17 protein-coding genes are annotated in these 23801 nt (G+C 60.8%); 12 read left to right on the top strand and 5 right to left on the bottom strand.

Annotation, left to right across the window (positions count from 1 at the left end):
* Window positions 1–64: 64 nt before the first annotated feature.
* The 4 genes from D8U61_RS18395 to D8U61_RS18375 all read left to right on the top strand — a co-directional run bounded on the left by D8U61_RS18395 (window position 65) and on the right by D8U61_RS18375 (window position 9565).
* On the top strand, window positions 65–2368 hold the full coding sequence (locus D8U61_RS18395; RefSeq protein ID WP_016771932.1) for a YgiQ family radical SAM protein: 2304 nt from the start codon (window positions 65–67) through the stop codon (window positions 2366–2368).
* Between the two features lie 456 nt (window positions 2369–2824).
* Window positions 2825–6100, top strand: coding sequence for a transglutaminase family protein (locus D8U61_RS18385; RefSeq protein WP_130927430.1), 3276 nt, complete (start codon window positions 2825–2827; stop codon window positions 6098–6100).
* An 88-nt stretch (window positions 6101–6188) separates the two neighbouring features.
* Entirely contained in the window at window positions 6189–8675 is a 2487-nt protein-coding gene (locus tag D8U61_RS18380) for a circularly permuted type 2 ATP-grasp protein (protein ID WP_130927429.1), read from the top strand.
* Complete coding sequence (locus D8U61_RS18375; RefSeq protein ID WP_130927428.1) at window positions 8675–9565, top strand: transglutaminase family protein; 891 nt, start codon at window positions 8675–8677, stop codon at window positions 9563–9565. Before D8U61_RS18380 ends, D8U61_RS18375 begins: the two co-directional genes overlap by 1 nt.
* Window positions 9566–9773: 208 nt before the next feature.
* On the opposite strand, the gene D8U61_RS18370 is transcribed toward D8U61_RS18375, so the two are convergent.
* Complete coding sequence (locus tag D8U61_RS18370) at window positions 9774–9962, bottom strand: hypothetical protein (RefSeq protein WP_016771927.1); 189 nt, start codon at window positions 9960–9962, stop codon at window positions 9774–9776.
* Between the two features lie 68 nt (window positions 9963–10030).
* The gene (locus D8U61_RS18365) at window positions 10031–10618 is read right to left on the bottom strand and encodes a TIGR00730 family Rossman fold protein (protein WP_130927427.1); all 588 of its coding nucleotides are present in this window, start codon (window positions 10616–10618) and stop codon (window positions 10031–10033) included.
* Between the two features lie 342 nt (window positions 10619–10960).
* Between D8U61_RS18365 and azu the strand changes: the two genes are divergently transcribed.
* Entirely contained in the window at window positions 10961–11404 is a 444-nt protein-coding gene (gene azu, locus D8U61_RS18360) for an azurin (protein ID WP_016771925.1), read from the top strand.
* Between the two features lie 116 nt (window positions 11405–11520).
* Here the strand turns inward: azu and nadE are convergent, their stop codons facing one another.
* The 3 genes from nadE to D8U61_RS18345 form a co-directional block, all read right to left on the bottom strand.
* Complete coding sequence (nadE, locus tag D8U61_RS18355) at window positions 11521–12348, bottom strand: ammonia-dependent NAD(+) synthetase (protein WP_016771924.1); 828 nt, start codon at window positions 12346–12348, stop codon at window positions 11521–11523.
* Window positions 12349–12352: 4 nt separating this feature from the next.
* The gene (gene pncB, locus D8U61_RS18350; RefSeq protein ID WP_024011382.1) at window positions 12353–13576 is read right to left on the bottom strand and encodes a nicotinate phosphoribosyltransferase; all 1224 of its coding nucleotides are present in this window, start codon (window positions 13574–13576) and stop codon (window positions 12353–12355) included.
* A 214-nt stretch (window positions 13577–13790) separates the two neighbouring features.
* Complete coding sequence (locus D8U61_RS18345) at window positions 13791–14690, bottom strand: LysR family transcriptional regulator (protein ID WP_016771921.1); 900 nt, start codon at window positions 14688–14690, stop codon at window positions 13791–13793.
* 164 nt (window positions 14691–14854) lie between these two features.
* On the opposite strand from D8U61_RS18345, the gene D8U61_RS18340 reads away from it, so the two are divergent.
* The 7 genes from D8U61_RS18340 to D8U61_RS18310 all read left to right on the top strand — a co-directional run bounded on the left by D8U61_RS18340 (window position 14855) and on the right by D8U61_RS18310 (window position 23375).
* Window positions 14855–16345, top strand: a complete 1491-nt coding sequence (locus D8U61_RS18340) for an aldehyde dehydrogenase family protein (RefSeq protein WP_130927426.1) — start codon at window positions 14855–14857, stop codon at window positions 16343–16345.
* A 197-nt stretch (window positions 16346–16542) separates the two neighbouring features.
* The gene (locus tag D8U61_RS18335; protein WP_130927425.1) at window positions 16543–17826 is read left to right on the top strand and encodes an FAD-binding oxidoreductase; all 1284 of its coding nucleotides are present in this window, start codon (window positions 16543–16545) and stop codon (window positions 17824–17826) included.
* 368 nt (window positions 17827–18194) lie between these two features.
* Window positions 18195–19328: an ABC transporter substrate-binding protein gene (locus tag D8U61_RS18330; RefSeq protein WP_130910618.1), complete on the top strand. Its 1134-nt coding sequence runs from the start codon at window positions 18195–18197 to the stop codon at window positions 19326–19328.
* Window positions 19329–19573: 245 nt separating this feature from the next.
* Complete coding sequence (locus tag D8U61_RS18325; protein ID WP_016771918.1) at window positions 19574–20488, top strand: branched-chain amino acid ABC transporter permease; 915 nt, start codon at window positions 19574–19576, stop codon at window positions 20486–20488.
* 3 nt (window positions 20489–20491) lie between these two features.
* Window positions 20492–21793: a high-affinity branched-chain amino acid ABC transporter permease LivM gene (gene livM, locus D8U61_RS18320; protein ID WP_016771917.1), complete on the top strand. Its 1302-nt coding sequence runs from the start codon at window positions 20492–20494 to the stop codon at window positions 21791–21793.
* Window positions 21790–22662: an ATP-binding cassette domain-containing protein gene (locus D8U61_RS18315; RefSeq protein ID WP_130927424.1), complete on the top strand. Its 873-nt coding sequence runs from the start codon at window positions 21790–21792 to the stop codon at window positions 22660–22662. The genes livM and D8U61_RS18315 overlap by 4 nt, the downstream gene beginning before the upstream one ends.
* Window positions 22659–23375 (top strand): ABC transporter ATP-binding protein, encoded by a 717-nt coding sequence (locus tag D8U61_RS18310; protein ID WP_076565449.1) that lies wholly within the window; start codon window positions 22659–22661, stop codon window positions 23373–23375. Before D8U61_RS18315 ends, D8U61_RS18310 begins: the two co-directional genes overlap by 4 nt.
* The last annotated feature ends 426 nt before the right edge of the window (window positions 23376–23801 follow it).

The following is a 23801-nucleotide window of genomic DNA, read 5'->3' as shown; positions in this document are numbered from 1 at the left end:
AATTGGTCAAAATTTGTGCTATATTCCGCGCCCGCGATTTTTCACTTCAACACCGGTCGTCGACATGCAAGCAGCCAAGCCGTTATTTGACTATCCAAAATATTGGGCCGAATGTTTCGGGCCAGCGCCATTCCTGCCGATGAGCAGGGAGGAGATGGATCAGCTCGGCTGGGATTCGTGCGACATCATCATTGTTACCGGTGATGCCTACGTCGATCATCCGTCGTTCGGCATGGCGATCATCGGCCGGCTGCTGGAGTCGCAAGGCTTCCGCGTCGGGATCATCGCGCAGCCGAACTGGCAGTCCAAAGACGACTTCATGAAGCTCGGCGAGCCGAACCTGTTCTTCGGCGTCGCGGCGGGCAACATGGACTCGATGATCAACCGCTACACCGCGGACAAGAAAATCCGTTCCGATGACGCGTACACGCCCGGCGGCATGGCCGGCAAGCGTCCGGATCGCGCCAGCCTGGTTTACAGCCAGCGCTGCAAGGAAGCCTACAAGCACGTGCCGATCGTGCTCGGCGGCATCGAAGCCTCGCTGCGCCGCATCGCCCACTACGACTATTGGCAGGATCGCGTGCGCAACTCGATCCTGATCGACGCCAGCGCCGACATTCTTCTTTACGGCAACGCCGAGCGCGCGATTGTCGAAGTCGCCCAGCGCCTGTCGTGGGGCCACAAGATCGAAGACATCACCGATGTGCGCGGCACCGCGTTCATCCGTCGCGACACGCCGCAGGGCTGGTACGAAGTCGACTCGACGCGCATCGACCGTCCGGGCAAGGTCGACAAGATCATCAACCCGTACGTGAATACCCAGGACACTCAGGCCTGCGCCATCGAGCAGGAAAAAGGCCCGGTCGAAGATCCGCAGGAAGCCAAGGTCGTGCAGATCCTGGCCAGCCCGCGCATGACCCGCGACAAGACCGTGATCCGCCTGCCGTCGATGGAGAAGGTGCGAAACGACCCGGTTTTGTACGCCCACGCCAACCGCGTGTTGCACCTGGAAACCAACCCGGGCAACGCCCGTGCGCTGGTGCAGAAGCATGGCGAGCTCGATGTCTGGTTCAACCCGCCGCCGATTCCGATGACCACTGAAGAAATGGACTACGTGTTCGGCATGCCTTACGCCCGTGTGCCGCACCCGGCGTACGGCAAGGAGAAGATCCCGGCGTACGACATGATCCGTTTCTCGGTGAACATCATGCGTGGCTGCTTTGGTGGCTGCACCTTCTGCTCGATCACCGAGCACGAAGGCCGCATCATCCAGAACCGTTCCGAAGAGTCGATCATTCGCGAAATCGAAGAGATCCGCGACAAGGTGCCGGGCTTCACCGGGGTCATTTCCGACCTCGGCGGTCCGACTGCGAATATGTACCGCATCGCCTGCAAGAGCCCGGAAATCGAATCCGCGTGCCGCAAGCCGTCGTGCGTGTTCCCCGGTATCTGCCCGAACCTCAACACCGACCACTCGTCGCTGATCCAGCTGTATCGCAGCGCCCGTGCCCTGCCGGGTGTGAAGAAGATTCTGATCGCTTCCGGCCTGCGCTACGACCTCGCCGTCGAGTCGCCGGAGTACGTCAAGGAGCTGGTGACCCACCACGTCGGCGGTTACCTGAAGATCGCCCCGGAACACACCGAGGAAGGTCCGCTCAACCAGATGATGAAACCGGGCATCGGCAGCTATGACAAGTTCAAGCGCATGTTCGAGAAGTACACCAAGGAAGCGGGCAAGGAGCAGTACCTGATTCCGTACTTCATCGCCGCCCACCCGGGCACTACCGACGAAGACATGATGAACCTCGCTCTGTGGCTCAAGGGCAATGGCTTCCGCGCCGACCAGGTGCAGGCGTTCTATCCGTCGCCGATGGCCACCGCTACGGCGATGTACCACTCGGGCAAGAACCCGCTGCGCAAGGTGACGTACAAGAGCGACGGCGTGACCATCGTCAAGAGCGAAGATCAGCGTCGTCTGCACAAAGCATTCTTGCGTTATCACGACCCGAAAGGCTGGCCGATGCTGCGTGAAGCGCTGATCCGCATGGGCCGCGCCGATCTGATCGGCCCGGGCAAGGATCAACTGATACCGGCGCATCAGCCAGCCACCGACAGCTACCAGAGCGCCCGTCGCAAGAACTCGACGCCGGCCGGCAGCCACAAGGTCGCCAAAGAGAAGACCACCAAGATTCTCACCCAGCACACCGGTCTGCCGCCGCGTGCCAGTGATGGCGGTAATCCGTGGGACAAGCGTGAACAGGCCAAGGCTGCGGCATTCGCCCGCAACCAGCAGGCGGCCAAGGAGCGCAAGGATGCGGCGAAAGGCAAAGGGCCGAAGCCGACACGCAAGCCGGTCGTGCCGCGCTAGACACTGCTTGAGCTGAACAGAACGCCAACCTTCGGGTTGGCGTTTTGCTGATCGTTCCCACGCTCCGCGTGGGAATGCCTCTCGGGACGCTCCGCGTTCCAGCCGTTACTCGCAGTATTGTCGAACATGGTTGTGACGCGGAGCGTCACCGGCTGCATTCCCACGCAGAGCGTGGGAACGATCAAGTTGTTGCCGCTGGCCTCTTCGCGAGCAGGCTCGCTCCCACAGGGGAACGCATTGCACATGTGGGAGCGAGCCTGCTCGCGAAAGCGTCCGATCAAACACCGCAAGAATCAGCGTTCGCAACATTTGCGTGCAACTGAGCCAAACCATTTCCTCGCATCGCCCGGTTTTGGTGCTGTACTGCCTTGAGCATTTCGCGAAAGCGCGCAAGCCCGTGCATGGCATAAGTCTTGCGCGCTTTCCCATACGCCCAAGGCTCGCAGGAGGCACGCCGTGTCGATTCATGTCGCATTGCATCACGTCACGCATTATCGCTACGACCGCGCTGTCGAACTCGGCCCGCAGATCGTCCGCCTGCGCCCGGCGCCCCACAGCCGCACGCGAATTCTTTCCTATGCGCTGAAAGTCTCGCCAGAGCAGCATTTCATCAACTGGCAGCAAGACCCCCAAGGCAATTACCTGGCACGTCTGGTGTTCCCGGAAAAAACCGCAGAGCTGCGCATCGAAGTCGATCTGGTCGCGGAAATGGCGGTGTTCAATCCGTTCGATTTCTTCCTCGAACCGTACGCCGAGCGAATCCCGTTCAGCTACGCCGCCGACGAGCGCAAGGAGTTGGCGCCATACCTCGAAACCCTGCCGCTGACGCCAACGTTCAAGGCTTACCTGGACAGCATCGACCGCACGCCACTGCCGGCGGTGGATTTTCTGGTGGCGCTCAATCAGCGCCTCAGCGAAGACATCGGCTACCTGATCCGCATGGAGCCCGGCGTGCAGACTCCGGAGCACACACTGCAACACGCCTCCGGTTCCTGCCGTGATTCGGCATGGTTGCTGGTGCAGCTGTTGCGCAATCTCGGTCTGGCGGCGCGGTTTGTTTCCGGCTACCTGATTCAACTGACCGCCGACGTGAAAAGCCTCGACGGCCCGTCCGGCACCGAAGTCGACTTCACCGACCTGCACGCCTGGTGCGAGGTGTATCTGCCGGGGGCCGGCTGGATTGGCCTCGATGCCACGTCCGGGTTGTTCGCCGGGGAAGGGCATATTCCGTTGGCGTGCAGTCCCGATCCGTCCTCGGCGGCACCGATCAGTGGTCTGGTCGAACCTTGCGAGACGCAGTTCAGCCACGAAATGTCGGTCGAGCGAATCTGGGAAGCGCCACGCGTCACCAAGCCCTACACCGATGAACAGTGGCGGGCGATCCAGGCACTGGGGCGGCAGATCGATGCCGACCTGCTTGAAGGCGATGTGCGCCTGACCATGGGCGGCGAACCGACCTTCGTCTCCATCGACGACCCGGACGGCGCCGAATGGAACACTGCCGCGCTGGGGCCGGACAAGCGTCGGCTGTCCGCCGAACTGTTTCAACGCATGCGCAAGCAATATGCACCGCAGGGGCTGGTGCATTTCGGTCAGGGCAAGTGGTATCCAGGCGAGCAGTTGCCGCGCTGGTCGCTCAATTGTTACTGGCGCCGCGACGGTCAGGCGATCTGGCACAACGACGCGTTGATCGCCGACGAGCAGCAGGACTATGGCGCCGACGGCGAACTGGCCGGACGCTTTCTCGCCAGCGTCGCCGAGCGCCTGAAGTTGCCTGCACGCTTCGTCTTCCCGGCTTACGAGGATCATCTCTATTACCTCTGGCGTGAGGGCGCGTTGCCCGGCAACGTCAGCGCCGAAGATTCGCGTCTGGAGGAACCGCTGGAGCGCGCGCGATTGCGCAAGGTCTTCAGTCAGGGCCTGAACAAGGTGATCGGCCAGGTGCTGCCGCTGGCGCGCACGGCCAAGGGCGATCAATGGCAGAGCGGGCGTTGGTATCTGCGCGATGAGCACTGTCGCTTGGTGCCGGGGGATTCGCCGCTGGGTTATCGCTTGCCGCTGGCGTCGCAGCCGTGGGTGAAAGCGGCGGAATATCCGTTCATCCATCCCAACGATCCGAATCAGGACTTCGCTGAGCTGCCGGATGCCGCGCAGCTCGGTGTGCACGGCGAACCGGCTGCGCTGGATGAGCGGGTGCCGAAAATCGATGAGTCCGCTGACTGGCTGACCCGTACCGCATTCTGCGCCGAGGCCCGCGAAGGCCGGCTGTATCTGTTCATGCCGCCGCTGGAGCGGGTCGAGGATTATCTGGAACTGGTCTCGGCCATTGAGGCCACCGCCGAAGAACTGCATTGCCCGGTGTTGCTTGAAGGCTATGAACCGCCGAGTGATCCGCGCCTGAGCAATTTCCGTGTCACTCCGGACCCGGGCGTGATCGAGGTCAACGTGCAGCCATCGGCGAGCTGGGACGAGTTGGTCGAGCGCACCGAGTTTCTCTACGAACAGGCACGGCAAACCCGCCTGACCACCGAAAAGTTCATGATCGACGGGCGCCACACCGGCACCGGCGGCGGCAATCATTTCGTCCTCGGCGGCGCGACACCGGCGGACTCACCGTTTCTGCGGCGCCCGGATCTGTTGCGCAGCCTGATCAGTTACTGGCACAACCATCCTTCGCTGTCGTACCTGTTTTCCGGGTTGTTCATTGGCCCGACTTCCCAGGCTCCACGGGTTGATGAGGCGCGCAATGACGCCTTGTACGAACTGGAAATCGCCTTTGCGCAAATGCCGGAACCGGGCGAGGAATGTGCACCGTGGCTGGTCGATCGACTGTTGCGCAATCTGCTGATCGATGTCACCGGCAATACCCATCGCGCCGAATTCTGCATCGACAAACTGTACTCACCGGACGGCGCCACCGGGCGTCTTGGCTTGCTGGAACTGCGCGCTTTTGAAATGCCGCCCCATGCGCGCATGAGTCTGGCTCAGCAGTTGCTGCTGCGGGCGCTGGTCGCGCGCTTTTGGCGCGAGCCTTATGCGCCGGCGAAACTGGCACGCTGGGGCACCGAGCTGCACGATCGCTTTTTGCTGCCGCACTTTATCGAAGAGGATTTCGCCGACGTCATCGTCGAACTCAACAACGCCGGCTATCCGTTGCGTGCGGAGTGGTTCGCGGCGCATCTGGAGTTTCGTTTTCCCAAGGTGGGCGACTACGCCGTCAATGGCATCGAGCTGGAGCTGCGTCAGGCGCTCGAAGCCTGGCACGTGCTGGGCGAGGAGGGCTCGGCGGGCGGCACGGTGCGCTACGTCGATTCATCGCTGGAGCGCTTGCAGGTCAAGCTCAACGGCTTGCCGCCACAGCGCTATCTGCTGACTTGCAATGGCGTCGCGGTGCCGTTGCACCCGACCGGGCGGGTGGGTGAGTTTGTCGCCGGGGTGCGCTTTCGGGCGTGGCAACCAGCCAACTGCCTGCATCCGACCATACCGGTGCACGCGCCGTTGGTGTTCGACCTGCTCGATACCTGGATGGGGCGTTCGCTGGGTGGTTGCCAGTACCACGTCGCCCATCCCGGTGGGCGCAATTACGAGACCTTGCCGGTCAATGCCAATGAAGCGGAGAGCCGGCGCATGGCGCGGTTTTTCCGCCTCGGACACACGCCCGGGAAACTTCCCGTACCCAAAGTAGAAATCAATGACGAGCTACCGATGACCATCGACCTGCGCCGTTTCTAGAGCCTACGCAACACGCGGATTTTTCGTATATCCGCGTGTCATGTGCCTGCGTTAGTCTGACCGTCCCCTGCTGTCTGCCGAGCTTTCCATGCCTGACCTGTTAGACCGCTACCCGCTGACTGCGGGCACCTATCACGAACTGCTCGACGGCAGCGGCGCAGTGCGTGCGCATTGGCGGCGCCTGTTCGATCAGTTGCAGCGCAGCAGCCCGGCGCAACTGGTGCAGCGTCAGGCCTTGCTGGCGCGGCAGATTCAGGAAAACGGCGTCACCTATAACGTCTATGCCGATCCCAAAGGCGCTGATCGGCCGTGGGAACTGGATCTGCTGCCCCATGTGATCGCGGCTGATGAATGGCAGCAATTGTCCGCCGGCATCGCTCAGCGTGCGCGCTTGCTCAATGCAGTGCTGGCGGATCTGTACGGTCCGCAGCGGTTGATCAGCGAAGGCCTGCTGCCCGCCGAGCTGGTGTTCGGGCACAACAATTTTCTCTGGCCCTGTCAGGGCATTGCCCCGCCCGAGTCAGCCTTTCTGCATTTGTATGCCGTGGATCTGGCGCGCACACCGGATGGTCGCTGGTGGGTCACTGCCGATCGCACCCAAGCGCCATCCGGTGCCGGCTATGCGCTGGAAAACCGCACCATCGTCTCCCGCGCCTTTCCTGATTTGTACCGGGATCTTAAGGTCCAGCATCTGGCCGGTTTCTTCCGCACCTTGCAGGAAACCCTGGCCCGTCAGGCACCGGAGGGCGATGACGCACCGCTGGTGGTGCTGCTGACACCGGGGCGGTTCAATGAAAGTTATTTCGAACATCTGTATCTGGCGCGCCAGCTCGGTTATCCGCTGGTCGAGGGTGGCGATCTGACGGTGCGCAATGCCACCGTTTACCTGAAAACCCTCAGTGGCCTGCGCCGGGTGCACGCGATCATGCGCCGCCTCGACGATGATTTCTGCGACCCGCTGGAACTGCGGACCGACTCGGCGCTCGGGGTCCCCGGTCTGCTTGAGGCGGTGCGCCAGGGGCGGGTACTGGTCGCCAATGCGCTAGGCAGCGGCGTGCTGGAATCGCCGGGCCTGCTGGGGTTTCTGCCGAAGATCAATCAATTCCTGTTCGGCGAGGAACTGATCCTGCCGTCGATCGCCACCTGGTGGTGCGGTGAAGCGCCAGTGCTGGCGCAGGCGCTGGAAAAACTTCCGGAGCTGCTGATCAAACCGGCGTTCCCGTCGCAGAGTTTCGCGCCTGTTTTCGGCCGTGACTTGAATGAAAGTCAGCGCCTCGACCTGGCGCAGCGTATGCAGGCACGGCCTTATGCCTACGTCGCGCAAGAGCTTGCGCAACTGTCGCAGGCGCCGGTCTGGCAAGCCGAGGACGGTCATCTGCAACCCCGCGCGATCGGCATGCGCATGTATGCGGTGGCCAGCCACGATGGCTACCGCGTGTTGCCGGGGGGGCTGACCCGAGTGGCGGCCGAGGCTGATGCCGAAGTGGTGTCGATGCAGCGCGGTGGGGCGAGCAAGGACACCTGGGTGCTCAGCGACCGTGCGCCAAGTGGCGAGCAGTGGAAGGCGCAGCGCAATGTCGGCGTGCACGATCTGGTGCGGCGCGATCCTTACCTGCCATCGCGGGTAGTGGAGAATCTGTTCTGGTTCGGCCGTTATTGCGAGCGCTGCGACGACAGCGCGCGGCTGCTGCGCATCATGCTCACGCGTTACGTCGATGGCGATGATCCGCAGGCGCTGCAAGCAGCGGTCGATCTTGGCGAGCGGCTGGCGCTGTTGCCGGATGAGGGCGAACTGCCGGAGCGCCTGCTCGCTGCGTTGCTGGGCGAGGACTGGTCGTTCAGCCTGCGCTCCAACTTGCAACGCCTGCAATGGGCCGCCTCGCAAGTGCGCGGCAAGCTGTCCCGGGAAAACTGGCAGGCGCTGGTGGAATTGCAACGCGAGGCGCTGGAGCTGGAAGTCGATGAACCGGACTTCGGCGAACTGCTGGATTTCCTCAACCGTCTGGTGATGTCGCTGGCAGCGCTGTCGGGGTTTGCCCTGGATGACATGACCCGTGACGAAGGCTGGCGTTTTCTGATGATTGGCCGGCGCATCGAACGCCTGCAATTTCTCAGCAGCAGTCTGGCGGCGTTTCTGCGCGGTGCGGGTGCGTTCGATCAGGCGGGGCTGGAGTGGTTGCTGGAGTTGGGTAACAGCAGCATTACCTATCGCTCGCGCTATCTGGCGGTGGCGCAACTGATTCCGGTGCTGGATTTGCTGCTGCTGGATGAGCAGAACCCCCACGCGGTGCTGTTTCAGCTGAAACTGGTGACACGCACGCTGAAACGCCTGAACGACGATTTCGCCGCGCCTCGGGAAACCGCGCTGCCGCAACTGGTCGAGCGCCTGTCGCGGTTTGATCTCGGTTGCCTGGAGAATCCGCTGTTCGGCAAATCCAGCGTACGTGCCGCGCTGGAGGGTCTGGCCGATCTGTTGCAGGAAATCGCCGAAGCCAGCGGCCAGGTATCGGATCGTCTGGCGCTGCGCCATTTCGCCCATGTCGATGATGTCAGCCAGCGAACGGTGTCCGTGTGATGAGCGCTCAATATCAGATCTTCCACGACACCTGTTATCACTACGACAGCCCGGTCTCCCTCGCGCAGCAACTGGCGCACCTGTGGCCGCGCGAATGCAGCTGGCAGCGCTGCACCGAGCAGCAACTGTTGATTAGTCCCGAGCCGACCATGCGCCGTGATGAACTGGACGTATTCGGCAATCCGTTGACGCGTCTGGCATTTGAACGGCCCCATGACCAATTGCAGGTCAACGCCCGGCTGACGGTCGAGGTGCTGGCGCGGCCGGCGCTGGATTTCAACCATTCGCCCGCGTGGGAGCAGACCCGCGATGCGCTGACTTACAGCAGTCAGCCGTTGTCCGCCGACTTGCTCGAAGCCTGTCGCTACCGGTTCCAGTCTCCTTATGTGCATTTGAAGCGCAGCTTCGTCGAGTTCTCGCAAAGCTGTTTTCCGTCAGGGCGACCGTTGCTGCTCGGGGTGCAGGCGCTGATGCAGAAGATCTTCAGCGAATTCACCTTCGATGCCGAAGCCACCCAGGTGGCGACGCCGCTGGTGGAAGTGCTGGAGCGTCGACGCGGCGTGTGTCAGGACTTCGCTCATCTGATGCTGGCCTGTGTGCGCTCGCGCGGTCTGGCGGCGCGTTATGTCAGCGGCTACCTGCTCACCCAGCCGCCGCCGGGGCAGCCACGCCTGATCGGCGCCGACGCCTCGCATGCGTGGGTATCGGTGTTCTGTCCGGTATCGGGCTGGGTGGATTTCGATCCGACCAATAATGTGCAGCCGGCGCTGGAACACATCACGCTGGCGTGGGGAAGGGATTTCTCCGATGTGTCGCCGTTGCGGGGGGTGATTCTCGGTGGCGGTAATCACGACCCGGAAGTGCGGGTTACGGTGATGCCTCAGAATTGATGAGTTTTCAGATGTGGGAGCGAGCCTGCTCGCGATAGCGTCAGGTCAGCTAATAGATTTGTAACAGATACACCGCTTTCGCGAGCAGGCTCGCTCCCACAGGGATTTTGGTGGGTCAGAGAAAGCAAGGCTGTGAGGGCCGGCAGCAGAACTGCCAGCCCCGTCACAAATCCGCAGGGTCTGATTCGATCATCAAACCCGGTGGGGCTCAGGCGTCGGGCGTCTGATCTTTCGGTGCATCGGATGCATCAACATCATCATCGGTCGCCACTTCACCGTCAGGGTTCAGTGCCGCTTCTTCAGCGGTTTGCTTCTTGCGCTGAAGCTTTTCCTCTTTCTTCTGTTCCTTTGCCAGGTCTCGTTGACGTTTGGCGAAGGAGTAATTGGGTTTGGCCATGGGCGATCCTCTGGGGTCGAAGGTGAGGTTGAGCGGCGCGTATTCTGCCCTGTATCGGTGTCCGGGGGTTAACCGGGTTTTTGGTCGACCCACTTGGGCGTGACGGTCGGCTGCCACTGATCGAGGGCGTCGAGCAGCGAATCTGGCGATTCGCTCACTTGCAGCATGTCACGGTGTGGCGCGCGAACGAAGCCTTCGCCGACGATATGATCGAGAAAAGCCGTGAGTTTGGTGTAGAAACCGTTCACTTCCAGCAGCCCCAAAGGCTTGCCGTGATAGCCGAGCTGGCCCCAGGTCCAGACTTCGAACAGCTCTTCCAGCGTGCCGAGGCCGCCGGGCAGGGCGATGAACGCATCGCTCAGCTCAGCCATCCGCGCCTTGCGCGCATGCATGCCGTCGACCACTTCCAGGCGCGTCAGGCTCTTGTGGCCGATCTCCTTGTCCATCAGGCTTTGCGGAATGATGCCGATCACTTCGCCGCCAGCCGCCAGCGCGGCATCAGCGACAATGCCCATCAAACCGACGGCACCACCGCCGTAGACCAGCGTCAGATTACGCTCGGCCAATGCCCGGCCGAGGGTCACGGCAGCTTCGGTGTAGGCCGGCACGGTACCGGCGTTGGCACCGCAAAACACACAAACGGATTTCAGCGACATGCGTTACTCCTGAGTCGATCAGTCGCACAGGGTAACGGCTGGCACGCTGCGCTCCAAGGTCTAGACTTCGCGTTCGGGTGATTCAAAAGTACCGCTGGCGCCACAGGCGTAGGCGGCGAGCAAGCTGCACAACAGGCCGTTAAAGAACATGACTGGCACTCCGTTTCAGTAGGTGGGCCGATCATAGGTCTGGGCCAACGAAATGGCCGTTAGATTGTGTCGATGAGTGTCATAGCCTGAAAGTTGTATACAATTTTTGACTCAAGTCATATGAACTTGCGATGATTTCAGGCAGTCTTTCCACCACTAGTGTTTTTGTTAACCCTGCCTTGGAGATTCACCATGTTTTCCAAAGTTGTTGCGGTATCCCTGCTGGCGCTGGCCAGCAGCCAATTGATGGCTGCCGAGTGCAAAACCACCGTTGATTCCACCGATCAGATGTCCTTTAACACCAAGGAAATCGTGATCGACAAGAGCTGCAAGACCTTCACCGTCGAACTGACCCACTCCGGCAGCCTGCCGAAGAACGTCATGGGTCATAACCTGGTGATCAGCAAAGAAGCTGACATGCAGCCAATCGCTACCGACGGCCTGGCAGCCGGTATCGACAAGAACTACCTGAAAGATGGCGACGCACGAATCATCGCCCACACCAAGATCATCGGCGCCAAGGAAACCGATTCGGTGACCTTTGACGTTGCCAAGGTGGCTGACGGTGGCTACGGCTTCTTCTGCTCGTTCCCTGGCCACATCTCGATGATGAAAGGCACCATCGTCGTCAAGTAATCAGGGCCAATGTGGGAGCGAGCCTGCTCGCGAAGAGGCCATCCGCTTCACTGATGGCCAAAGAAAAAGCCCGCTGAGGATCACTCCTCCGCGGGCTTTTTCATGCCTTTGAAAAATCAAGGCGCAAACGGCATGACCCGCTTGTGATGAGTCTTGTTGTACGTATCGACAATGATCTTCGCCGCCTCGTCCCGCACCGTTTCCCCGTGCAGAAACGCATCGATCTCGGCATAGGTCACGCCATGCGCTGCTTCGTCCGGTTTGCCCGGCGAAAGATCTTCCAGGTCTGCCGTCGGCACTTTCTCGACCAGCGTTTCCGGCGCGCCAAAGCTGCGGGCAATCGCACGCACCTGATTTTTCACCAGACCGCTGAGCGGGGCGAGGTCGCAGGCGCCATCGCCGAATTTGGTGAAGAAACCCATCACTGCTTCCGCCGCGTGGTCGGTGCCAATCACCAGACCGCCCGCCACCCCGGCAATCGTGTACTGCGCCACCATGCGCATCCGTGCCTTGGTATTGCCCAGCACGAAATCCACTGACGCCGCCGGTTTGCCTTCGAACGCCGACACCTGAGCCGCCAGCGCCTTGACCGCCGGGCCGATGTTCACGGTGTGGATTTCGTCAGGGGCGATGCAGTCGAGCGAGGCCTTGGCGTCGTGCTCGTCAAACTGGGTTTCGTAGGGCAGGCGCACGGCGATGAATTTGTAGCGGTCGTCGCCGGTTTTTTCGCGCAGTTCACGCACCGCGCGCTGGGCCAGGAGGCCGGCGGTCAGTGAATCGACGCCGCCGCTGATGCCCAGCACCAGGGTCTTGAGCCCGGAATTGACCAGACAATCCTGAATGAACGTCAGGCGCCGGGCGACTTCGGCCTGCAGGGCCTGATCGTCGGCGAACGGTGGTTGCACCTTGAGCTGCTCAGCAATCTCACGCTGTACGGCTTGCATGAATTCACTCCTTGCTAGATAGACTGGATTCGGCAGGAACCTGAAACACATGTCGCAAATAGGCGACGAAATTCGGATCTTTGCAGTGGGTCTTGCCAGGCTCGTCGGAGATCTTCGCCACCGGCTGGCCGTTGCAGGCGGTCATTTTAAGCACGATGCTCATCGGTTCGACACCCGGGATATCGCAGGTGAGGTTGGTACCGATGCCGAAGCTCACATTGATGCGACCGTGCAGCGCGCGGAAAATCTCCAACGATTTCGGCAGGGTCAGACTGTCGGAGAACACCAGGGTCTTGCTCATCGGGTCGATGCCGAGCTTGTGGTAGTGCGCGATGCACTTTTCGCCCCACGCCACCGGGTCCCCGGAATCGTGGCGCAGGCCATCGAAGAGCTTGGCGAAGAACAGATCGAAATCGCCAAGAAACGCATCGGTAGTGATGCAGTCGGTGAGGGCGATGCCGAGCAGGCCACGGTACTCGCGAACCCAGCAATCGAGCGCGGCGATCTGGCTGTCGATCAGGCGCGGGCCGAGTTGCTGATGGGCCATGATCCACTCGTGGGCCATGGTGCCCAGCGGTTTCATGTCGAGCTCGCGGGACAGATGCACGTTGCTGGTACCGACGAAACGCCCCGGGAAATCATGCTTGAGCACGTTGACCACTTCGGCCTGCACGCCAAAGGAAAAGCGTCGGCGGGTGCCGAAATCGGCGACCTGCAATTGCGACAGCTCATCGGCCGAAGCATTGGCGGTCAGCCAGTCGAACTTGCGATACAGCTGTTCGCGTGCCTGCTCCAGCGAGGTCTCCCGGTAGCGATAGCGATTGCGCACTTCGCTGACGATCGCCAGCAGCGGCACCTCGTAGAGGATCACATGCAGCCATGGCCCGCGCAGGCGGATGAACAGTTCTCCGTTCTCGATGCCTGTGTGCAGATAGCGCAGATTGAAGCGGAACAGGCCGAGAAAGCGCAGAAAATCCGGTTTCAAAAAGCTGATGCGCTCGAGAAAACTCAACTGATCGGCACTCAGGCTCAGCTCGGCCAGACGCTCGATCTGATGACGAATCTCGGCCAGATACGGACGCAGATCCTCGGCGTTGCGGCAACGGAACTCCCATTCGACTTCGACGTTGGGGTAGTTGTGCAGCACCGCCTGCATCATCGTCAGCTTGTAGAAGTCGGTGTCGAGCAGGTTCTGCACGATGCGATCGGCAAACACACTCTCGCTCATAAACGGGTCTCCAGTTGCGCCGCGCCTGGCGCGGTCTATATCGATGGCGCTAGTGGCGCATATCGGCGGTGGGGATTGCCAGCATTTTTTCAGAGCGCCGCAGATCCACTGTGGGAGCGAGCCTGCTCGCGAATGCGGTGTGTCAGTTAAAGATGATGTGGCTGACCCGACGCTTTCGCGAGGAGGCTCGCTCCCACAGGGATCCCGGTTGACCTCACACCGGGCTATCGATTTGTTCAAGCATCCATTTCACAAAATCCCGCACCTTCGGCACTTCCGCCGCGTGCTCCGGGTAGGCCAGGTAATAGGCATCGCTGCTGGGCATCGCATGCTGCCAGGGTATGACCAGTTTGCCTTCGGCCAATTCCTCTTCCACCAGAAACCGCGGCAGCAGCGCCACGCCACAACCGACCTGGGCGGCGCGGATGCACATGTAAAAGGTTTCGAAACGCGGCCCGTGGTAGCTGTGTTCGGTGTGGTAGCCCTGACTGTCGAACCAGTCGTGCCAGGCCTGCGGTCGCGAGGCATTTTGCAGCAGCACCAGGTCGGTGAGTTGCGTCGGGTCAGTGAATGGTGTGTCCGGCAGGCTGGCCGGGGCGCAGACCGGCACCAGTTGTTCGCCGAACAATTTCAGGCATTCGGTGCCCGGACGCGAAGCCTGGCCGAAATAGAAAGCCAGATCGCTGCGCCCTTGCAACAGATCGTCGGCCTCCTGTTCGTTGCACAGATCCAGATGAATCGACGGATGGCGCAGGCGCCAGCCTTTCAGGCGCGGCACCAGCCAACGGGCGCCGAAGGTCGAAGGGGTGGAAACGCGCAGGACTTCGGTTTCGCCGCCGTAGGAACGCAGGTAATGCGTCGACATCTCCACTTGGCTGAGGATTTTTCTGACCTCGACCAGATACAAATCCCCGGCCGGCGTCATCTGCAAACGCCGACGCACGCGGCGGAACAGCAAGTGCTGCAACAGTTCTTCAAGCTGCGCGACCTGTTTGCTCACCGCACTCTGGGTCAGGTTCAGCTCTTCGGCGGCGCGGGTAAAACTCAGGTGCCGGGTCACGGCCTCGAAGCATTGCAGCGCGGTGATCGAGGGCAAGTGGCGTTTGTTCAGCATGGCCAGTCCTTTTTCTTGTCTTTCGCTAGGCAGCATGAATAAACGGAATGATATCTGGCGTAAAGGTCGTTTGTTGCATCGCCGCAGTGAGGCTACAACTAAAGGCCTGCCCGGCCATGCGAAGGATGGCCGCACACATTCTGTTTTTGCTTGAGGAGAGACCGATGGTAGCCGCATTGCTTGATCGTCTGGGAGTCAACCCGGCCCTGTACCAGAACGGCAAAGTGCCGGTGCATTCGCCCATCGACGGCAGCGAAATTGCCTCGGTGAACTGGGAAGGCGCTGCCGAAGTCGAGCAACACATCAGTCGCGCAGATCATGCATTCGAGCACTGGCGCAAGGTGCCGGCGCCGCGTCGCGGTGAGCTGGTGCGCCAGTTCGGCGAAGTGTTGCGCGAGTACAAGGCCGACCTCGGCGAGCTGGTGTCGTGGGAGGCCGGCAAGATCACTCAGGAAGGTCTGGGTGAAGTGCAGGAGATGATCGACATCTGCGACTTCGCCGTCGGCCTGTCGCGCCAGCTGTACGGTCTGACCATCGCCTCCGAGCGCCCGGGCCACCATATGCGTGAAACCTGGCATCCGCTTGGCGTGGTCGGCGTCATCAGCGCGTTCAACTTCCCGGTCGCAGTGTGGGCCTGGAACACCACCCTGGCGCTGGTCTGCGGCAACCCGGTGGTGTGGAAGCCATCAGAGAAAACCCCGCTGACCGCGCTGGCCTGTCAGGCGCTGTTTGATCGCGTAGTGAAGAATTTCAGCGATGCCCCGGCGAGCCTGTGCCAAGTGGTGATCGGCGGACGCGATGCCGGCGAAGCGCTGGTCGATGATCCGCGTATTGCGCTGATCAGCGCCACCGGCAGCACACGCATGGGCCGCGAAGTGGCGCCGAAAGTCGCCGCGCGTTTCGCCCGCAGCATTCTCGAACTGGGCGGCAACAACGCTATGATCCTCGGCCCGAGCGCCGATCTGGACATGGCAGTGCGCGCGATTCTGTTCAGCGCCGTCGGCACCGCCGGGCAACGCTGCACGACTTTGCGTCGTCTGATCGCCCATGAATCGGTCAAGGAAGAAATCGTCACCCGCCTCAAGGCTGCCTATTCGAAAGTACGCATCGGCCATCCGCTGGAAGGCAATCTGGTCGGCCCGCTGATCGACAAGCACAGCTTCGAAAACATGCAGGATGCGCTGGAACAGGCACTAAGCGAAGGCGGCCGGGTGTTCGGTGGCAAGCGTCAACTGGAAGAGCAATTCCCCAACGCCTACTACGTGTCGCCGGCCATCGTGGAAATGCCCGAGCAGAGCGACGTGGTCTGCAGCGAAACCTTCGCGCCGATTCTCTATGTGGTTGGCTACAGCGATTTCGAGGAAGCGCTGCGCCTGAACAACGCCGTGCCGCAAGGCCTGTCATCGTGCATCTTCACCACCGACGTGCGTGAGGCCGAGCGGTTCATGTCGGCGGTCGGCAGCGACTGCGGCATCGCCAACGTCAACATCGGCCCGAGCGGTGCGGAAATCGGCGGTGCATTTGGTGGCGAGAAAGAGACCGGCGGCGGCCGTGAATCCGGCTCCGATGCCTGGCGCGCGTACATGCGCCGGCAGACCAACACCGTCAACTACTCGCTGGAATTGCCTTTGGCGCAGGGCATTACATTCGACTGAAAGGTGGAGATCGTCTGTAGGAGTGAGCACTGTGGCGAGGGGATTTATCCCCGTTCGGCTGCGAAGCAGTCGTCGCTTTTGAAATTTTGGGGCCGCTCCGCGACCCAGCGGGGCGGTGCGACGTTTCGCTAAATCCCCTCGCCACAGGGGGCTCACTCAGGTTTGTGTGTTTGTTGGGTTTCTGTTGGAGTCTGGCAATGCCGTTACGCGAAGAATGTCTGTGGGAAACGCTCACGCCACAACGCCCGGATAACGCCGCGCTCAGGGGCGAGGTCAAGGTCGATGTCTGTGTGATCGGCGCCGGGTTCACCGGGTTGTCAACGGCGCTGCATCTGTTGGAAAAAGGCAAAAGCGTCTGCGTGCTGGAAGCGCATCGCGCAGGGCACGGTGGCTCCGGGCGCAATGTCGGGCTGGTCAACGCCGGCATGTGGATTCCTCCGGACGAGATCGAAGCCGGGTTCGGCGAGGCGGTCGGCAGTCAGCTCAACCGCATGCTCGGTGCGGCGCCGGCGCTGGTGTTCAGCCTTGTGGATAAATACGCCATCGATTGCCAATTGCGCCGCGAAGGCACTTTGCACATGGCGCATAACGCCAAGGGCGAGGCGGATCTGCGCAGTCGCGAGCAGCAATGGAAACGTCGTGGCGCGCCGGTCGAACTGCTGACCGGCAAGGCCTGCGAGCAAGCCACCGGCACGCAGAAAATCGCCGCCGCGTTGCTTGATCGCCGCGCCGGCACGCTCAATCCGATGGCCTATGTCACCGGGCTGGCCAATGCCGTGCGCGGGCTCGGCGGGCAAATGTTCGATCATTCGCCAGTGGCTCGCCTCGAGCGCATCGGGCAGAACTGGTCGGTACAGACCGCCCAGGGCTCGGTGCTCGCCGAACAAGTGGTCATCGCCTCCAACGCCTACACCGAAGGCGACTGGACCGAACTCAAGCGCAATTTCTTTCCCGGTTATTACTATCAGGTCGCCTCGGTGCCGCTCAGCGAAGACGCCGCGCAGGAAATTCTTCCCGGCGGGCAGGGCTCGTGGGACACCCGTCAGGTGCTGAGCAGCATCCGCCGTGACAAGGACGGGCGCCTGTTGCTCGGCAGCCTGGGCAATGGCAACCAGAAACCGACCTGGTTTCTCAAGGCCTGGGCTGATCGGGTGCAGCAGCATTACTTCCCCAATCTGAAGCCGGTCGAGTGGGAATGCACCTGGACCGGGCGCATTGCGTTTACCCCTGATCACCTGATGCGGCTGTTCGAGCCCGCGCCCGGACTGGTAGCCGTCACCGGTTATAACGGTCGCGGCGTCACCACCGGTACGGTGGTCGGCAAAGCCTTCGCCGATTACCTGTGCAACGGTGATCCGCAGGCACTGCCGATTCCCTTCGCACCGATGCAGCCCCTGGCCGGTGTGGGCTTGCGCAGTTGCCTGTACGAGGCCGGGTTTTCCCTGTATCACGCGGGCCAGTGCCTGCGCATCGTCATTTGAGTGTTGAAATTTGTTGCCGCAAGCGGCGCTTTTGCATCCAGCGACTAGCCTGTAATGGTGCGGGTTGTAGCAGTCCCGCACCAGCAGTGTGCAGTTCGGTGACGCGTGCTGTTACAGGCTGGTTGCACGTCGTTTGCCGCTGCGGTTGCAATGATGGCGCGTGCGGGTTGCGCCTGAAAAAACAAATGGTTTCACCTTCCGCGGTTTAGACGGTTGCACGCCCAATGAAAATGGGACCGAAACAGTCGAAATAACAACAACGCAGCGACTTTTTGAAGAATAAAAAACCGATGGCACGGGCCTTGCTCTGAGCTTTGAGTGAAGTGAAGTCGCAGTGCCAACTAAAAAAAACCTTGGAGCACCACCTCATGTCCCAGACGTTTTACAAGAAAGGCTTTCTGGCCCTCGCAGTCGCTACTGCGCTGGGTGTTTCTGCGTTTGCTCAAGCTGATATCAAGATCGGTGTAGCGGGTCCGATGACCGGTGCCAACGCGGCATTCGGCGAGCAGTACATGAAGGGTGCACAGGCGGCGGCCGATGCGGTCAACGCGGCGGGCGGCGTCAATGGGGAAAAAATCGTCCTGGTCAAAGGCGACGACGCCTGCGAACCGAAGCAGGCGGTGACGGTCGCCAAGGACCTCACCAACCAGAAAGTCGCCGGCGTGGTCGGGCACTTCTGCTCCTCGTCGACCATTCCAGCCTCGGAAATCTACGACGAAGCCGGGATCATCGCGATCACCCCGGGCTCGACCAACCCGCAAGTTACCGAGCGTGGCCTCAGCGCCATGTTCCGTATGTGCGGACGTGATGACCAGCAAGGCATCGTTGCCGGCGACTACATCGTCGACATGCTCAAGGGCAAGAAAGTCGTCGTGCTGCACGACAAGGACACCTACGGCCAAGGCCTGGCGGACGCTACCAAGGCTCAGCTGGAAAAACGCGGCGTCAAGCCTGTGCTGTACGAAGGCCTGACCCGTGGCGAGAAAGACTTCAGCACCATCGTCACCAAGATCCGTGGCGCCGGCGCCGATGTCGTCTACTTCGGCGGCCTGCATCCGGAAGCCGGTCCACTGGTTCGCCAGTTGCGTGAGCAAGGCCTGAAAGACGTCAAGTTCATGTCCGACGACGGCATCGTGACCGACGAGCTGGTGACCACCGCTGGCGGCCCGCAATTCACCGATGGCGTGCTGATGACCTTCGGCGCCGACCCGCGCCTGTTGCCTGAAAGCAAGACCGTAGTGGACGCGTTCCGCAAGGCCGGCACCGAGCCTGAAGGCTACACCCTGTACGCCTACGCCTCGGTTCAGACCCTGGCGGCAGCGTTCAACGGCGCCAAGTCCAACAAGGGTGAAGAGGCTGCGGCCTGGCTGAAGAAGAATCCGGTGAAAACCGTGATGGGCGAGAAGACCTGGGACGCCAAGGGCGACCTGAAAGTCTCCGACTACGTGGTTTACCAGTGGGACAAGGACGGCAAATACCACCAGCTGGAAAAGCAGAAGTAAGGGCTGAAGCGATCATCTGATCACTACCGATCCCCTGTGGGAGCGAGCCTGCTCGCGAAGACGCACTGACAAACAACCTCTGCGTTGAATGTTCAACCGCTTTCGCGAGCAGGCTCGCTCCCACAAAAGGGTTCCGTGTGGTCAGGGCTGATCACGCTCCGACATTGCTCCGACGTACATCTGTATTTTTCCTAGAAGAACCGCGCGTCATGGGCGCGCAGGTTCTCACTGCGTGAGATTGCGTTATGGATGGTATTTTCCTGCAGCAACTGGTCAATGGCCTGACCCTCGGGTCGGTCTATGGCCTGATCGCCATCGGCTACACAATGGTCTACGGCATCATCGGCATGATCAACTTCGCCCACGGCGAGGTTTACATGATTTCCGCTTACCTGGCGGCAATCAGTCTGGCTCTGCTGGCTTACTTCGGTATCGAATCCTTCCCGCTGCTGATGCTCGGCACGCTGATCTTCACCATCGTCGTCACGGCGGTGTATGGCTGGGTCATCGAGCGTGTTGCCTACAAACCCCTGCGTAACTCGACCCGCCTGGCGCCGCTGATCAGCGCCATCGGTATTTCGCTGATTCTGCAGAACTACGCACAGATCGCTCAGGGCGCCAAACAACAGGGCGTACCTACGCTGCTGACCGGTGCCTGGCGTGTTGAAGTCGGCACCGGCTTCGTACAACTGACCTACACCAAAGTCTTCATCCTGATCGCCGCGTTTGTCGGCATGGGGCTGCTGACCTACGTCATCAAATACACCAAGCTCGGCCGCATGTGCCGCGCGACCCAGCAAGACCGCAAGATGGCCTCGATCCTGGGGATCAACACCGACCGGGTGATTTCCTACGTGTTCATCATCGGTGCAGCCATGGCCGCACTGGCCGGTGTGCTGATCACCATGAACTACGGCACGTTCGACTTCTATGCCGGCTTCATCATCGGCATCAAGGCGTTCACCGCAGCGGTTCTGGGCGGCATCGGTTCACTGCCCGGCGCGATGCTCGGCGGGATCATCCTCGGCATCTCCGAGTCGCTGTTCTCCGGTCTGGTCAACTCCGACTACAAAGACGTGTTCAGTTTCTCGCTGCTCGTCCTCGTACTGGTCTTCCGGCCGCAGGGCCTGTTGGGCCGTCCTCTTGTGTCGAAGGTGTAAGCGATGTCTGCAACCACTGAAAAATCCATCGATATCAAAAAAAGTCTGGTCGAGGCGATACTTGCCGGCCTGATTGCGCTGATCGTGTTCGGGCCGATTGTCGGCGTGGTCCTCGACGGCTACAGCTTCAACCTCGAAGCGACCCGCGTGGCGTGGATCATTGCCATCGTCATGGCCGGTCGCTTTGCCCTCAGCCTGTTCCTGCAAACGCCCAAGGGCCTGAAGATCCTCGACGGGTTCGAGAGCAGCGGTTCCGGCGTGCACGTGCTGCCGGCAGATTACAAATCGCGGCTGCGCTGGATCATCCCGCTGATCATTGTGCTGGCTATCATCGTGCCGTTTGTTTCCAACTCCTACCTGCTCGGGGTGGTCATCCTCGGTTTGATCTACGTGCTGCTGGGGCTGGGGCTGAACATTGTGGTCGGTCTGGCCGGGCTGCTCGATCTTGGTTACGTGGCGTTCTACGCCATCGGCGCCTATGGTCTGGCTTTGGGTTATCAATATCTGGGTCTGGGTTTCTGGACGGTGCTGCCCCTGGCGGCGATTACCGCAGGCCTGGCGGGATGCATTCTCGGTTTTCCGGTGTTGCGTCTGCACGGTGACTATCTGGCGATCGTGACCCTGGGCTTCGGCGAAATCATTCGTCTGGTGCTGAACAACTGGCTGTCCCTGACCGGCGGCCCGAACGGCATGCCGGCGCCATTGCCGACGTTCTTCGGCCTGGAGTTCGGCAAGCGGGCGAAGGATGGCGGAGTACCGTTCCATGAGTTCTTCGGTCTGACCTACAACCCCGACGTGAAGTATTACTTCATCTACGCAGTGCTGTTCCTGGTGGTGCTGGCGGTGTTGTACGTCAAGCATCGGCTGGTGAAGATGCCGGTCGGTCGCGCCTGGGAAGCCCTGCGTGAAGATGAAATCGCCTGCCGCTCGATGGGCCTCAACCACGTGCTGGTCAAGCTCTCGGCGTTCACCATCGGTGCGTCGACGGCGGGTCTGGCCGGGGTGTTCTTCGCCACTTATCAAGGCTTCGTCAACCCGACCTCGTTCACCTTCTTTGAATCGGCGCTGATCCTCGCCATCGTCGTGCTCGGCGGCATGGGCTCGACCATTGGCGTAGTCATCGCCGCATTCGTGCTCACCGTCGCTCCGGAACTGCTGCGCGGCTTCGCTGAATACCGCGTGCTGCTGTTCGGCATCCTGATGGTGTTGATGATGATCTGGCGACCACGCGGGCTGATCCGCATCAGCCGCACCGGGGTCAAACCACGCAAAGGTGCCATTCACTACGAGAGGACTGCGCCATGAGTGAAGTCGTACTCTCTGTTGAAAAACTGATGATGCATTTCGGTGGCATCAAGGCTTTGAGCGATGTCAGCCTGAAGGTCAAACGCAATTCGATCTTCGCCCTGATCGGCCCCAATGGCGCCGGCAAGACCACGGTGTTCAACTGCCTGACCGGTTTCTACAAGGCCACGGGCGGCAAGATCGAACTCAATGTGCGCGGCCAGCAGACCAACGTCATCCAGTTGCTGGGCGAGTCGTTCAAACCGACCGATTTCGTCTCGCCGAAATCCTTCCTCAGCCGCATTTACTACAAGATGTTCGGCGGTACTCACCTGGTGAACCGTGCAGGTCTCGCCCGTACGTTCCAGAACATTCGCCTGTTCAAGGAAATGTCGGTGCTGGAAAACCTGCTCGTGGCGCAGCACATGTGGGTCAACCGCAACATGCTCGCCGGTATTCTCAACACCAAGGGCTATCGCAAGGCCGAGAGCGATGCGCTGGATGTCGCGTTCTACTGGCTCGAAGTGGTCGATCTGGTCGACTGCGCCAACCGTCTCGCCGGTGAACTCTCGTACGGCCAACAACGCCGTCTGGAGATCGCTCGGGCCATGTGCACGCGGCCGCAGATCATCTGCCTCGACGAACCGGCCGCCGGCCTCAATCCTCAGGAAACCGAAGCGCTCAGCGCGATGATCCGGCTGCTGCGCGACGAGCACGATCTGACCGTGGTGCTGATCGAACACGACATGGGCATGGTCATGAGCATTTCCGATCACATCGTGGTTCTCGACCACGGCATCGTCATCGCCGAAGGCGGGCCGGAAGCGATCCGCAACGATCCGAAAGTGATCGCGGCCTATCTGGGCGCCGACGAAGAGGAGCTGGTATGAGTCAACCGATCCTCGAACTGCGCAATCTGGACGTGTTCTACGGCCCCATCCAGGCGCTCAAAGGCGTTTCCCTGCAGATCAACGAAGGCGAGACCGTCAGCCTGATCGGCTCCAACGGTGCCGGCAAGTCGACCTTGCTGATGTCGATCTTCGGCCAGCCACGGGCGGCGGGCGGGCAGATTCTGTATCAGGGCGTCGACATTACCCACAAGTCCTCGCACTACATCGCCTCCAACGGCATCGCGCAGTCACCGGAAGGGCGGCGGGTGTTCCCCGACATGACCGTCGAGGAGAACCTGCTGATGGGCACCATCCCGATTGGCGACAAGTACGCCAAAGAGGACATGCAGCGCATGTTCGAGCTGTTTCCACGGCTTGAAGAGCGACGCAATCAGCGGGCGATGACCATGTCTGGCGGTGAACAGCAGATGCTCGCCATCGCGCGTGCGCTGATGAGCCGGCCGAAGCTGTTGCTGCTCGATGAACCGAGCCTGGGCCTGGCACCGATCGTGGTGAAGCAGATTTTCGCCACGCTGCGCGAGCTGGCGAAAACCGGGATGACGATTTTCCTCGTCGAGCAGAACGCTAATCATGCGTTGAAGCTGTCGGACCGGGCGTATGTGATGGTCAACGGCGAGATTCGCCTGACCGGCACCGGTAAAGAACTGTTGGTGAATGAGGAGGTGCGTAACGCCTATCTTGGCGGGCACTGATTCTTCTCGCGGTTGTACACAGCCCCGGCGACGAGAGTCCCGGGGCTTTTTTTTTTGAATCCACCACAGGTAAATTGGCTAATTCCCGAAATTGTGGAAAACAAATTCCCCAAGCTGCCAAAGCGCGACATATAGACGCTGCAAATGGCTGTTTTTCCACAGTTTTGACTTGTCCCCGGTTACTGTGGAACTGGCTGTGAATAACATGGGTGTATATGGTTGCAGGCCTTGTAATACGTGGCCTCCAGGCTTGTGATTGTTTTTTGATCAGTAAGTTTCAAGCAGGCGCGAGGCGCCATTGTCAACCTTTTTATAGCGAATCCAGGTCGGGTACTGTTGTGTGTAAAAGCCTGTGGATAAGTCTGTGACTAAACTCTGGAAAGACCTCGCGGAGCGCCGTAATTGCTGGCCTCGCGCAATCACCCG

The sequence above is a fragment of the Pseudomonas sp. Sample_14 genome (assembly GCF_004307515.1).
Classification (GTDB): domain Bacteria; phylum Pseudomonadota; class Gammaproteobacteria; order Pseudomonadales; family Pseudomonadaceae; genus Aquipseudomonas; species Aquipseudomonas atacamensis.
Note: the sequence above shows the minus strand (reverse complement) of the source record. Positions and strands in the feature narration are given on the sequence as shown.